The 14,347-nt window shown below is 43.6% G+C and carries 12 protein-coding genes; 11 read left to right on the forward strand and 1 reads right to left on the reverse strand.

Going from position 1 to position 14,347, the window contains the following annotated elements:
- Positions 1 to 4: 4 nt before the first annotated feature.
- Genes NST74_RS11425 through NST74_RS11445 form a run of 5 tightly spaced genes read left to right on the forward strand, consistent with a single transcriptional unit; the run spans position 5 to position 2,509 of the window.
- Entirely contained in the window at positions 5 to 562 is a 558-nt protein-coding gene (locus tag NST74_RS11425) for an ATP-binding protein (RefSeq protein ID WP_341112114.1), read from the forward strand.
- A complete protein-coding gene (locus tag NST74_RS11430) occupies positions 552 to 998 on the forward strand; it encodes a hypothetical protein (RefSeq protein WP_341112116.1) in 447 nt (148 codons plus the stop codon). Before NST74_RS11425 ends, NST74_RS11430 begins: the two co-directional genes overlap by 11 nt.
- Before the next feature lie 25 nt (positions 999 to 1,023).
- Positions 1,024 to 1,554 (forward strand): histidine phosphatase family protein, encoded by a 531-nt coding sequence (locus NST74_RS11435; RefSeq protein WP_341112118.1) that lies wholly within the window; start codon positions 1,024 to 1,026, stop codon positions 1,552 to 1,554.
- A 25-nt stretch (positions 1,555 to 1,579) separates the two neighbouring features.
- Positions 1,580 to 2,023 (forward strand): GNAT family N-acetyltransferase, encoded by a 444-nt coding sequence (locus tag NST74_RS11440; protein WP_341112120.1) that lies wholly within the window; start codon positions 1,580 to 1,582, stop codon positions 2,021 to 2,023.
- A 15-nt stretch (positions 2,024 to 2,038) separates the two neighbouring features.
- The gene (locus NST74_RS11445; protein WP_341112121.1) at positions 2,039 to 2,509 is read left to right on the forward strand and encodes a DinB family protein; all 471 of its coding nucleotides are present in this window, start codon (positions 2,039 to 2,041) and stop codon (positions 2,507 to 2,509) included.
- A gap of 28 nt (positions 2,510 to 2,537) precedes the next feature.
- Here the strand turns inward: NST74_RS11445 and NST74_RS11450 are convergent, their stop codons facing one another.
- Positions 2,538 to 4,232, reverse strand: a complete 1,695-nt coding sequence (locus NST74_RS11450; RefSeq protein WP_341112123.1) for an ABC transporter substrate-binding protein — start codon at positions 4,230 to 4,232, stop codon at positions 2,538 to 2,540.
- A 111-nt stretch (positions 4,233 to 4,343) separates the two neighbouring features.
- Between NST74_RS11450 and NST74_RS11455 the strand changes: the two genes are divergently transcribed.
- From NST74_RS11455 to cysK, 6 genes are all read left to right on the forward strand, one after another.
- The gene (locus NST74_RS11455) at positions 4,344 to 5,843 is read left to right on the forward strand and encodes a DUF4153 domain-containing protein (RefSeq protein ID WP_341112125.1); all 1,500 of its coding nucleotides are present in this window, start codon (positions 4,344 to 4,346) and stop codon (positions 5,841 to 5,843) included.
- 24 nt (positions 5,844 to 5,867) lie between these two features.
- Positions 5,868 to 6,392: a hypothetical protein gene (locus tag NST74_RS11460; RefSeq protein WP_341112127.1), complete on the forward strand. Its 525-nt coding sequence runs from the start codon at positions 5,868 to 5,870 to the stop codon at positions 6,390 to 6,392.
- A gap of 109 nt (positions 6,393 to 6,501) precedes the next feature.
- Positions 6,502 to 7,200 carry a Crp/Fnr family transcriptional regulator gene (locus NST74_RS11465; protein WP_341112129.1) on the forward strand — a complete coding sequence of 233 codons (699 nt, stop codon included), beginning with the start codon at positions 6,502 to 6,504 and terminating at the stop codon, positions 7,198 to 7,200.
- A gap of 162 nt (positions 7,201 to 7,362) precedes the next feature.
- Positions 7,363 to 9,057, forward strand: a complete 1,695-nt coding sequence (locus NST74_RS11470; protein WP_341112130.1) for a methyl-accepting chemotaxis protein — start codon at positions 7,363 to 7,365, stop codon at positions 9,055 to 9,057.
- 362 nt (positions 9,058 to 9,419) lie between these two features.
- Positions 9,420 to 13,256 (forward strand): galactose-binding domain-containing protein, encoded by a 3,837-nt coding sequence (locus NST74_RS11475; protein ID WP_341112131.1) that lies wholly within the window; start codon positions 9,420 to 9,422, stop codon positions 13,254 to 13,256.
- 159 nt (positions 13,257 to 13,415) lie between these two features.
- Positions 13,416 to 14,336 carry a cysteine synthase A gene (gene cysK, locus NST74_RS11480; protein ID WP_341112133.1) on the forward strand — a complete coding sequence of 307 codons (921 nt, stop codon included), beginning with the start codon at positions 13,416 to 13,418 and terminating at the stop codon, positions 14,334 to 14,336.
- Positions 14,337 to 14,347: the final 11 nt, after the last annotated feature.

Raw genomic sequence — 14,347 nt, forward strand, 5'->3', positions numbered from 1 at the left:
ATATATGCGAAGAATTCACATCATGGGTGCATCTGGAGTAGGAACTAGCACATTAGGTCAGCAATTAGCCAAGGTGTTACCTCATATTCAGTTGGATAGTGATGACTATTTCTGGGAGCATAAGTTCACTAAACAGCGCGAAATCAACGATAGATTAACTAGAATTAAGCAGGATTTAGCCCATAAGGAGCCATGGATTCTGAGCGGTGCAGTTTGCGGCTGGGGGGATGGACTTCGATCCTATTTTGACTTGGTCATTTTTTTATGGATTCCGCAGGAGATCCGTTTGAATCGATTAAGAGTTAGAGAATACGAGAGATATGGTGACGAAATTTTACCTGGTGGAAATAAATACGAAGCGAATCAGACTTTTATGGAGTGGGCCGCTTTATATGATACTGCAGGAGTTGAAGTCAGAAGCAAGGTACTACACGAGGAATGGATGTCCGCGTTGAAATGTCCTATTTTACGAATAGAAGGAGATTTAACTCCTCAAGAACGTGTTGAAGTCGTGCTGAATTATTTAAAGTTTATGGAATCAGGAGGAACTCATGATGATTAAGAATCTGGGTACGCTGTTGCTGATTGGGATGTTGTCAGTTCTTCTTGTGGCCTGTAATACAACTACATATAAGCATAATTACACCTTTACAGGTGAAGGAGAAGTATGGTCTGCAGCATATGTTCAAAAGGCTACGGAGAAGTTCATCGATAAAAAGGGTGAAAGACCAGATTATGAAACTTCGCAGCAATCTACATTTGAGCTTAAATATAAAGGAGAACAAACGGATCTGGATAAAATAAAAGATTTTAAATATATCTTCAAGGGAACCTCTGGTGAAGAAAGTAAAACCTTAGAAGATGTTAACGGAGTAAGAAGTGAGTTGAAGTCCGAGAGATCCGGGAGTGGGGCGTACGAGCAGGAGGACTCTATCATTAAGGTAGTAGTGGAGTGGGATGGAAAGAAGGAAGAATTTGATCTGGAGGTTCGTAAATAGTGGAGCATATATGAAAATTGGTTTAGTGAGACATTTTAAAGTGGCGCATCAACCGGTGAGAGGGCGAATGTCAGGAAAACAATTCAACGCGTGGGTTGAGGCGTATAATCAATCTAATATTGAGTCTGGGGTGTTCATTAATTCAGAGCTTGTTTGGGAGGTATGCCTTAGCAGTGATCTTCCTAGAGCTATTCATACGGCGACTCAGATCTACTCAGGCGATATTATCTATACTCAGCAGCTAAGAGAAATCGAGATCGTCGCAGCCTCGCAGACTGAAATTAAGCTACATCATTCGATTTGGTTAGCGCTGGGACGGATCGCTTGGTACATAGGTCATTCCTCGCAGCGTGAGAGTAGAGGGTCAACATTACTTCGCACACAAGCAGTTATTGAGCGCTTAGAACGCGACTTTGGATCATCCAATGTACTAATAGTTACTCATGGCGCTTTTATGAAGGTATTGGCACAACAACTGGCCCTCAGAGGTTATATTGGAAAACGGATATTTTATCCACGGAATGGTGAACTGTATTTGTATGAAAAAGATTCTTAAATTAAAGAAGGCAGGTTGAACATTCATGGTTGTTATTAAAGAAATAGAATGGGAGTCTCTCCATGAACTTGGTGATTTATATCAGGAGTTGATGGATCATCCCTCGGATCCTAATAAATTTGAACAAGTATTTAAAGTGATTAAGGCAGATAGTCGGTACATATTGTTGGGCGCTTTTGTGGATGGGGAGTTAATGGGGTCTTTGATGGGGATTGTCTGTCATGACCTAGTAGGGGATTGCAAACCGTTTATGGTGATTGAGAATGTGGTAGTGTCATCGCGTGCCCGTCGTCAAGGTGTGGGCAAAAAACTGATGCTCGCCATTGAAGAAATGGCTCATGAGAGAGACTGCTTTTATATCATTTTAGTCTCTGGAGAAAAGCGGAAGGAAGCGCATATTTTTTATGAATCCTTAGGGTATAGAGATGAGAAGGTAGAGGGGTACCGGAAACATCTAAGTTCCCATTAAAAGGAGGTTATTGATTTGCAAACATTTTTTCAATATAACTGGTTGGTTCGTGAACAATGGTACGAGTGGTGTGAGAGTATTTCTGAGGAAGAGCTACTTGAGGCACGTATTGGCGGTGTAGGCAGTATATTGAAGACACTCTTCCATATTGTTGATGTGGAGTGGAGCTGGATTCAAGTATTGCAAGGGAAACCGGATTTTCAGGAGGACTTTGAGCTTTACAAATCTTTGCAGCAGGTAAGGATGCTGGATGCGAAGTTCAAGCCCGATGTGGAACCCTTTGTACGGTCTTGGCATGAGGGTTTAGAACGGAATATTTTTGAGGATCACCTGGCGGATGGCCGGATCGTGACGGATACTTGGGGCGAAGTGATGCGCCATGTGATCGCTCATGAGATTCATCATGTCGGACAGTTGTCCGTGTGGGCAAGGGAAATTGGGAAGGAGCCAGTTTCTGCTAATTTGATTGGGAAAGGGCTCCGATGATTCGTGAATCGAATGGGTATTGTGTATATCATGTAGTGCTGTCTGTGGAGAGCAGCGGCGGAAACCACAAATGGCGAAGATCAACCCAGCCTTGACTATTGAAGCTTACGCCTCGGACAGAGGGCAAATAAGCAGTCTGAGTAGGTTTTTCATACAAGATGTACAAATGATGCTCCTCAAGAAGACGGTTCTCGATAATCCTAAAGCTCTCCGATCTAGCTTCAGGATTAGGTTCCCTTGCAATGGTATAGAGCCAGCCTTCAATATCCGCCCGGGTATGCGGTTCTATATGCTGGGAGAGCGTGAGGTATAAATCAAATAAGCGAAGCTGTTCATCCTCGTCGCGAAATAATGAGAAAACAATCAGGTCAGACTCCAGTCGGACCGGGCCTTTGAATTCCTCTGGAGATACAGAAACAACCGTACATGAATAGCCTTGTCGCCCTAGCTTGGTAGCAATAAATTCAGCGTCGCTAGCATATTGCGGAATAGTGGATATTTGCAGCGAGATTTCTTGGCCTTCTATTGAATTTTGCGATACAGATATTGAATCGTCAATTAAACAGGATACAATCTTTGCCCGAAGAAGGGGGTCGCTAAGCGGTCCTTTTTTTTGTGTATTGCAGGTTACAAATTTACGAATGTAGGACTCCGAATGAATCCGGCTCCAAGATGAAGAGTTGGTAGATGAAGGGTTCTGAATCACATGAAAAGCCGAACCTGTATCTGAGGAATCTGTCTCGGTATCCCATGGAACATATAGTATTTCGACCCGATCTAAATGAGCTCTTCCTTGAAAATAATAAGGAAAAACCTCCAGCACACAGGTGTCCTCGTTCATGTCCACAACCTTGAATGGCCCCGTCCCCACCGGTCTGCGACCAAAGTTAGATTCGTCCATTCCTTCTAAATCACGCGGAACAATAGCGGCTCTGCTTGTACACAAAAACGGGAGAAATAGCTCGTTAGGCTGCTTAAGAGTAATTTGTACGGTGGATGGATTTAGTGCGTGAACCTGCTGGATTTCTTTGAAAATATAACTATAGAGCGTCCGCTTAGAGGTTCGCATTAACCGTCCCAAGGAATAGACTACATCTTTGGCAGTCAGTACTTTTCCGTGATGGAACAAGACTTCCTTGCGCAGAAAAAAAGTCCAGATCGTACGGCTTTCATCCACTTCCCAGGCATGAGCAAGACTAGGTACAATCTTATCCCGTTCCCCGCTGCGTCTCACTAGTCCGTCGAAAACATGACTGGAAACAAAGGACTCTGCCAATAGATTCATATGGAGTGGATCGAAGGTGTGCAGTTGCTGGGTGATGGGAAGTCGAAGGGTATCAATCTGTTTATCACTACGTATTTCGGAATGATGCCCAAAATAGGTCAACAGCCAGCCTTGCAATGTATCCTGCAGTGAAGATGAGCTGGCATGGGTTTTGATGCCTTCAATCGCTTTGTGAACATCTTTACGGCTAATGGCCTGCATCATGGATTGCAGTGCAATTTCTTCAGAGGGAACAAGGAACTGTAATAAGGAACGACTTCCCCGTCCTCGCTTAGGTGTCCATTGTACCCATTCGAGCTGTATCATTTTATTCACAATATGCATGGCATTTCGATGTGTACATCCGAAGGTGGATGCTAGTTCATCCATTGTAACTGAGATTTCTGCCGCTCCCCCAAACTGAGAGTGAAGTTTTAAATATTGGTTATGCAGCTTCATGGTTTAGATCCCTTCAGAAAATAGGAAATTATTAATTAATTCTTTCTCTTTTTTTTCTTATTTTATCATTTAGAATAAGGATAAGAAAGTAAGAATATGGGGGTGTTTACCATGACCGATGAAACGGAGCTTAAGCTTAATCGATCACTTTCCGCTTTAATTGTTGCCTTCTTACTGGCGATTGTTCATCAGTTGTTGTTCTACGGAAAGTTGCCGGGGGTATCTTATCCTATTTTTGTTTGTCTGTTTTATGCATATATGCTTTATTACGCTAAAGCTAAACTGCGTAAACTCACCAAATTCAGTTACTTCTGGTTCGGAGCGATTTTTTTACTTTCGTTGACCTATGTATTCTTTCATAATCTATTCTACTTTGGGTTGAACCTGTTAGTAATCCCGGTGCTGATTTTATTACATATGACTTATCTCCTAAGTGATAAACGCCCCTCTTGGAGCAAGTTTAAAGTGCTTTGGGATACACTCGAGCATGTGATTCCACAGAACTTTCGTCACTGGGGTACTGTGTTCAAGGACATCAAAAGTAGCAGTGATCGTAAGGTGAAGGATGAGCGCAAGCAAGTGTTGGGGAAAGTGTTTACCGGGCTTGCGATCTCTTTACCGATTCTGCTTGTTGTGATTACCCTGCTTGCCTCAGCCGATGGCGTGTTTCATCATGTGCTAATCTGGCTGCCGAATATGCTCGATCGGATTTCATTTGGTGAAATTATTGTTCGGACGCTCTGGATATTCCTAATGGGGATGGGATTTTTCGGGTTAGTATGGGGCTTTGTAGATTCGAAGATCTATGACTGGGAGGTGCAGCCTAAGGAGTATGGTCCCGTGCTTGCGCCTCTCACCTTTAAGGTTGACCCAGTAATTATGACGACAATTCTTATAGCCATTAACACGGTATATGTTCTGTTCGTAATCGTGCAGTTTACTTACTTGTTTGGGGCCTGGGAAGGTATTTTACCAGAGGGAAGTTCCTATGCTGATTACGCTCGCAGTGGATTTTTTGAGCTAATTATGGTGACCGCGATTAATTTCATAATTTTAATGCTGGCATTGGGATCGGAAGGAAAGAGGGGCGGGATGCTCCAAAAAGTCATTAATATCCTATTGTATATCTTGGTCGGTTGTTCAACTGTTATGTTATATTCCGCCTTTACTAGACTGACTTTATATGAAGAGGCGTATGGCTATACTACGATTCGATTCCTAGTACATGCTTTTATGATTTTTATGGGCTTGCTGTTGATTCTTGCAGCATTGCGGATAGCTGTTCAGGGTTTGCCACTGGCTAAATGTTATATTGTGCTGGGTATGGTCTCTTATGTTGTAATGAACTATATCGGGATGGACGTTATTATCGCTAATAAGAATATGGAGCGTTATGAGGTAAGCGGTAAGCTGGATGCAAATTATTTGGTGGGCTTATCACCAGAGGTTATTCCTTCACTGATTAAATTCAGCCGTAAGGAAGACGGGATGCTGGATCAATTTTTGAAAAATGAACGCTGGGACGGTGCTCAAAGAGAGCGGAAGTGGCAGTCTTTTAATATCCCGGAATATCGAGCGCAGCGCGAGCTGGAAAAATATTTTGCACAGTAAAGGTTATAAGAAGGTGTGAGGACAGTGAGAAAGAAGCCATTTAATAAGGGCTGGTCATTTATCGTCATTTTTATTACGGTAGGTTTAAGTTATGGGATTTATCATATTTATTTATATAATGCACCAAGGCAAAGTCATTACTCTCGCGTATCCAGCAGCAATCTAGAAACGGAATATCTGGGAGACATTCAGTTGCTTCAGAGCCTCAAATCGCTCACCAAGCCCCCTAAACCCCGTGACGATATTGAACGGTATCAATATTATAATTTGGATAACGAGATAACAGTAGCTACAGCACGTGGTGATGATAAAATCATTCTAATCAGCGTCTATTCCGATCTGAAGATGAACACTGCCAGAGGTATTCATGTCGGGTCATCTGCCGACGAAGTGATTGAAGCTTACGGCTCTTCTTATTATAAAAGAGGGGAACAAGGAGCTGATATTATCGGGTACGTGGATAAAATCAATCATCGGAGTTTAGAATTTTGGTTACAAGATCATAAAGTGAATATGATCCGATATAGTGTGGACTCTATTGTGACGTAAGGTGATGTGAACTTATACTTTCTTATATTTTCAAAAAGGACATATGTCCTTTTTTTTGTGGGGTATTCTAAATTACAATTATTTGAGCAAACAATAGAGGGGGCACCACATGCAAACGATAAATGACCGTGAAGCTGTCCGTGCCTTGGCAGTGAAGAACGGTCTGGACGGAATTTTTAGCCCAATGGTAACTCACAAAATGGAACTGAGACGTTATGCAGATGAAGAGAAGCTGTGCTTGGTTGGTGATCAATTGGAAGGGATGTTCCTTTTGGTCGAAGGCAAGCTTAAAATTCAAACGCTGCTGCCGAATGGAAAATCTATGCTGGTACGTTTTACAAATCCGATGTCTGTGATCGGGGATGTGGAGCTGCTACACCGATTTCCTGTCAAAAACCAGGTAGAGTCCGTTGGAGAGAGCCTGATTCTTTTTGCCGGGAGGAGACTTCTGCTTAGGGAGCTTGAGGAAAATACAGCATTACTGCGTTTTTTAGTTGGAGAGCTTAGCCATAAGCTGCATACGCTTGGCCAAGCCTCTGCGCTTAACCTGTTATACCCAGTAGAGAATCGGTTTGCTAGTTATTTGATGTCTTTATTCGCAGATCATAGCGGAGGACGACGAGTAGAGGAGATTCGGACCTCAAGCCTGATTGAGACAGCTGAGCTGCTAGGAACAAGTTATCGGCATCTTAACCGGATCGTGCGTCGGTTCATTGATGAAGGAATTATTGCAAGGAATCGTGGGCGCTTAAGCGTACTGGATGAAGGAAAGCTGGCAGAGCTGGCGAACGGGAATTTATACGAATAAACAGATGTTTGAAGACCATTATTTCCTGCTTAGGCCGGAAGTAGGGTCTTTTTGTTTTTTTAAGCGAACATTCAGTTTAAATTCAGAGAAGCTTAAGGGAGCAATAGTAGGATAAAAGTACCAAATAGAGGCCTACTATACATATAGAGATGAGGAACAACGATGTTCAGAAATATTCGTGGAAAAATAGTATTGGGATTTACTGTTGTGATTATAGTCTTTCTAGTGGCAATAGCAGGAAACACATTGTTTCAAGGAAAGGCTACGATGCTGACAGATCAGGTCAATCGCAACTGGAACAAGCTGTCGCTTGTTCAGAGATTAACGGATAAAATTCGTACAGCAGATGAGCTAGGGGCTCGTTATGTGATGAGTAACACAGATGCTGAACGGAAATCATATCTGTCTAAGTATGAAGTGACGCTTCCATTAATTGAGAATGCTTTTACAGAGCTGGAGAGTGCTAGATTAAGTGAAGAAGACTTAAAGGGTGTAACGGAACTGAAGGGGAAATGGAATGATTATTTGATCGTTTTAAAGGAAGCCTTCGCGTTAGCCAAGGATGGAAACTTCCCGGAAGCGCAGAAGAAATTCACAAATTTATCTTTAGATTCAATGATTGAATCTCAAATTGTGTTTCAGAATATGCTTATGGAGGAAATACAGATTGGGCAGAGTCAAGCAGAATCCCATCGTAGCAATGCATTAATTACTAGCTTTGGTGTGACCGGATTATCGGTAGCGCTTGCCCTGATCCTTGCGTTAATCATATCAGGACGAATTATTAAACCCCTCCGTGATGTGAACACACAGCTTAGGGAGATTGCAGATGGAGATGCTGATCTAACGCGTAAGTTAAAGGTCCAGTCTAAAGATGAAATCGGAGAACTAGCTTTTAATTTTAATAAAATGACAGAAAATTTGGGATCAATGATTGAACAAGTGAAGTTATCAGCGAATAGTCTTGCGAATTCCTCTACAAATCTTACCTCAGATAGTGGAGTGACAGCAGGTGCCACAGAACGAATATCGGATATTATGGGTGAAGTAGCTTCAGGAACAGCTAAACAGATGAATGATTTACAGACCAATACAATTACAATCTCAGAAATATCGTTAGGAATCGGTCAAATTGCCTCTAGTGTTCAGGATATTTCTGAAGCCTCGCATCGTTCTGCATCGTTTGCTATTGCCGGAGATGAATCACTTCAAGCAGCAGGGCAGCAGATGGAATCCATTAATCGATCCATACAATCTTTGTCACAGCAAGTGCAAGGCTTTGTGAATCGATCACAAGAAATTGGCAGTATTGTTGCTGTCATAAAAGGGATTGCTTCGCAGACGAATATGTTGGCGTTAAATGCGACAATTGAAGCAGCCCGCGCGGGTGAGCAAGGTAGAGGTTTCGCTGTAGTTGCCGATCAAGTTCGTAAACTGGCAGAGCAATCCGCAGAATCTGCGAATCAAATTGCGGAAATGGCGAGAGGAATTCAAAGTGAAGCAGATGATGCCATGAAGGTTATGGTGGGTAGTATGAGTGAAGTTAGAGGAGGCACGGAGATTATTCAGCAGGCTGGACGTTCTTTTGGTGAGATTCGGTTATCTATAGATTCACTGGCCGAACAGGTTCAGGAAGTATCCGGAGCTGTGGAAGAGATCACAGCGGCAACAGAAGAGATTGTGGAATCTCTTCGAAGTGTTACGGAAATTGCAGAAACTACTGCAGCAAGTACACAGCATGTATCGGCCGCATCGCAAGAGCAAATGGCCTCGGTGGAACAAATTGCTTCCTCTGCAAGTGAATTGAACTTAATGGCTCATGGACTACAGGGGTTGGTAGCTAGATTTAATGTATAGTGCGAGCTTCAGAGAGTTAAGAGGGAATTTCCCGCTGCTCTCTGAAGTTTTTTTTGTTTGGTTGAACGTAATATCCCACATACTAAGCATAGAAATCGCCATCGACGTCAACCTACCTATAACTTATATTATTACCATTATTAGTTAGTTAGCGGTCAACCTCTGGATATAGATCGGAGACTTAAAAAGTGAGAGTTAAGGAAACAAGAGGATGACTGGCAGCTAATAATGGTGTGATTGTTAAGTCTCGTCGAAACACTATCAGATCTATTTTAGGAGGCGGATGTCTATAATAATACTATTTTGAAAGCGCATTCTTAATAGCTGCATAGCTTCACAAATCTTTGGGAGGTGGTTTTCTAATGATAGCAGCTTCTAAAAAATTTATGGGTAAACCGACAGTAATGTATTTTTTGATTGTAATCTTATTTGTAGGTCAGTTAGCGTTATACCCCTCAGTGAGTTTAGCTGCGGGGAATTTAGCCCAAGGGAAGAGTATTACTTCAAGCTCATTCGGCGATGTTTATGTAGCAACTAATGCCAATGACGGCAATCAAGGAACATATTGGGAAAGTGTAAGTAACGCATTCCCGCAATGGATTAAAGTGGACTTAGGCGAAGTAAGCAGCGTCAATCAGGTTGTTCTAAAACTGCCGGCGAACTGGGAATCTAGAACCCAAACATTGTCGGTGGAGGGAAGCTCTGATGATTCTATTTACACTAACTTAGCAGCCTCTGCCAATTACACCTTTAATCCAGCAAGCGGTTCTAATACTGTGACCATTAATTTTACAGCTGCGAGTGCTAGATATGTTAAATTGAACTTCACGGCAAATACAGGATGGCCGGCAGCACAGCTATCGGAATTTGAGATTTATGGCAGTACAACTACACTCCCAACGACAGGATATGAAGCGGAGAACGCTGCCTTATCCGGTGGAGCAAAAGTCAATACAGATCATACTGGTTATACCGGAACCGGATTCGTAGATGGCTATTTGACACAAGGAGCAACGACTGCCTTTAGTGTTAATGTTGCCTCTGCTGGAAACTATGATGCCGCCTTAAAATATGCAAATGCTTCAGGGAGCACTAAAACAATAAGTATTTATGTCAATGGGACTAAAATAATGCAATCTTCTCTTTTAAATCTGGCCAACTGGAATACATGGTCCACAAAGGTTGAAACGCTAGCCTTGAATGCTGGTGCTAATACGATTACTTATAAATATGATGCAGGTGATACTGGAAACGTGAATCTGGATAACTTGATCCTTACTCCGTCTTCAGCACCGACACCGACACCGACACCAACAGCAACACCGACACCGACACCAACAGCAACAGCAACACCAACGCCAACACCAACAGCAACAGCAACAGCTACTCCAACACCCGGGGCGGGTTCTAATCTGGCATTGAACAAAAGTATAACTGCGTCCTCTTCAGTCTTTACTTTTGTACAGACGAATGCGAATGACGGGGATGTAACCACTTATTGGGAGGGTGCGGGAGGAAGTTATCCGAACATGTTAACGGTTAACTTGGGTAGCAATGTTGATGTTACATCTGTAGTCCTAAAGCTGAATCCTTCATCGGCTTGGTCCACACGTACTCAAACCATTCAAGTGCTTGGACATAACCAGAATACAACGGCTTTTAGTAGTCTTGTACCCGCTACCGTCTATACCTTTAATCCGGCAAGCGGCAATACAGTGACGATTCCGGTAACGGCTACAGCTAGTGAATTGCAGCTGAAGATCACCACTAACTCTGGTTCAAGTGCTGGACAAATTGCCGAATTTCAGGTAATTGGTACACCATCTGCAAATCCAGATTTGACGGTTACTGGTCTTACATGGACTCCAACATCTCCCATTGAGACGGATGCCATTACTCTTAATGCAACAGTTAAGAATATCGGGACTCTAGCATCTGCTGCAACTAATGTGAATTTTTATTTGGGCACTACACTTGTAGGTACTAGCCCAGTAGGTGCTCTAGCTGCTGGCGCATCAACGAGCGTATCTCTTAATATGGGGGCAAAAGATGCGGCAACCTACTCATTAAGTGCAAAGGTCGATGAGAATAATACCGTTATTGAATCAAATGAGGGAAATAATAGCTTCACTAGCCCGACTTCCCTTGTAGTTGCACCTGTATCGAGTTCTGACCTGGTTGCTTCCTCTGTCAGTTGGACACCTGGAAATCCAGCAGGCGGTAATACTGTAAGCTTTTCTGTTGCCATTAAGAACCAGGGTACAGCAGCTTCCGCGGGTGGGGCGCATAACATAACTCTGACGGTTTTAGATGCTACTACGAATGCGGTAGTTAAAACTCTTACAGGCACCTATAACGGCGTGATATCAAGTGGGGTAACCACAGCACCTGTAGCTCTCGGTAATTGGACAGCAGGAAATGGCAAATATACTGTGAAGAGTGAAATTGCAGTAGATGCTAATGAGCTGCCTGTGAAACGGGCTAATAATATTCAGACGCAATCACTGTTCATTGGCCGAGGAGCGAATATGCCTTACGACATGTATGAGGCTGAGGATGGGGTGATTGGCGGCGGAGCAGTGAAGCTTTCAGCTAACCGGACCATCGGCGATCCTGCAGGTGAGGCTTCAGGCAGAAGAGCAGTCACGCTGAACACCACAGGCAGCTATGTTGAATTCACGACAAAAGCCAGCACGAACACTCTGGTTACTCGTTTCTCAATTCCAGATTCAGCGAGTGGTGACGGCACAAATGCTACGCTTAACATCTATGTTAATGGTGTCTTTAGCAAAGCTATTAACCTAACCTCTAAATATGCATGGTTGTACGGTTCTGAGACAAGTCCTGGCAATTCGCCAAGCGCAGGTTCTCCACGGCATATTTATGATGAAGCTAACATTATGTTTGACAGCACGATTCCGGCAGGAAGTACGATCCGTTTACAAAAGGATAGCGCTAACACCTCTCAATACGCCATTGATTTCATCAGTCTAGAGCAGGTTTCACCGATCGCTAATCCAGATCCGGCTCAATTCACTGTTCCAGCAGGTTTTACGCATCAGGATGTTCAAAATGCGCTTGATAAAGTGCGCATGGACACCACAGGAAATCTAGTAGGTGTGTATTTGCCACCAGGTAACTATCAGACCTCTAACAAGTTTCAGGTCTACGGCAAGGCAGTGAAGGTTATCGGTGCGGGTCCTTGGTATACAAGGTTTATTGCTCCAACTAACCAAGAGAATACCGATGTCGGCTTCCGCGCCAGTGATACAGCCAATGGATCTACCTTTGCGAATTTCGCTTATTTCGGAAACTACACATCACGAATTGACGGTCCTGGTAAAGTATTTGATTTCTCCAATGTGGCGAATATTACGATCGATAACATTTGGACCGAACATCAGGTATGTATGTACTGGGGAGCTAACACGGATAATATGGTGATTAAAAACTCCCGTATCCGTAACACCTTCGCTGACGGCATTAATATGACTAATGGCAGCACGAACAACCTCGTGTCTAATATTGAAGCCCGGGCAACCGGTGATGATAGCTTTGCATTGTTCTCGGCGATTGATTCCGGCGGTGCAGATATGAAGGACAACGTCTACGAGAACCTCACTTCAATCTTGACTTGGCGTGCTGCCGGTGTAGCTGTCTATGGCGGATATGCAAATACCTTCCGTAACATTTATATCGCGGATACGCTTTGCTACTCCGGGATTACGATTAGCTCGTTAGACTTTGGATATCCAATGAATGGCTTCGGAGCTTCACCGACTACGAATTTTGAGAATATTTCTATTGTTCGTGCAGGTGGGCATTTCTGGGGCGCACAGACTTTCCCGGCGATTTGGGTATTCTCGGCCTCGAAGGTCTTCCAAGGTATTCGAGTTAATGATGTGGATATCATTGATCCAACCTATCATGGCATCATGTTCCAGACCAACTATGTAGGTTCCACTCCACAATTCCCAGTAACAGATACCATTTTTAATAACGTTACAATTACCGGTGCACAGAAGAGCGGCGATGCTTTTGATAGCAAATCCGGGGTGGGTATCTGGGTGAATGAAGCTGCTGAGGCAGGTCAAGGTCCAGCCAGAGGCTCAGCAACCTTCAACAATCTGAAGATTACGAACACAGTAACGAATATTAAGAATAATACATCTACCTTTACCATTAACGTGAATCCGTAAGTTGTAGACCAGCATTCAGTTATGATGAAGCCGCCTACCCATAAGTATGGGAGGCGGCTTTTTAAGGTTTTTTAAGTTAGGACTGCAAGTTCCAGAATCGACAGGAGATGCCGCTCAAGTTACAATAATGGGAAGTAAAGAAATGAAGGAGGCTCTAGGATGACACCCCTTGTTGTTAACAATATAACAGAGCTTATTGGGAATACACCGGTTGTGCGGCTGAATCGGCTGACCACACCCCAAGATGCAGAACTATATGTGAAGCTGGAATGCTTCAATCCCAGTGGCAGTGTAAAGGATAGAGCCGCTTATAATCTGATCCTGCAAGCGGAACTAGACGGGCTGCTGAAACCTGGAGGAACCATTATTGAACCGACAAGCGGAAATACAGGCATTGGATTGGCTATGAATGCCGCTGCAAAAGGCTATAAAGCGATTCTTGTCATGCCTGACAATATGACGAAGGAACGAATCAATATTCTAAAAGCTTATGGAGCTGAAGTTGTGTTGACTCCTGCAGCGGAGCGGATGCCGGGGGCTATAGCAAAAGCAATCGAGCTAGCGAAAGAAGTGGCGAATAGCTTTATTCCACAGCAATTCGAGAATAAAGCGAATCCTGACATTCACCGAACAACGACAGCTCTTGAAATTATGGAGCAAATGGAAGGGAAGCTGGACGTGTTCGTTGCATCTTCGGGAACAGGAGGCACAATTACTGGAACTGGGGAAGTGTTGCGTGAGCAGCTTCCGGATATTCGTATTATTGTTGTTGAACCGCAAGGCTCGCCAGTGTTATCCGGTGGAATGCCCGGACCGCATAAGCTGGTTGGAACCAGTCCGGGCTTTATACCCGCCATTCTGAATACAAAGGTCTATGATGAAATTGTTCAAGTTTCGGATGAAGATGCACTGAATACCGTGAGAATGCTGGCAGCACAGGAAGGGATTCTGCTTGGCCCATCAGGTGGCGCCGCAGTATGGACAGCATTGCAGGAAGCACGGCGCCTCGGGGCCGGCAAGCGAGTGCTATGTATTGCACCTGATGCGGGGGAACGTTACCTGAGCATGGGAATATTCTAACTTCGTTTGGA

The organism is Paenibacillus sp. FSL F4-0125 (assembly GCF_038008565.1).
Taxonomy (GTDB): domain Bacteria; phylum Bacillota; class Bacilli; order Paenibacillales; family Paenibacillaceae; genus Paenibacillus_AQ.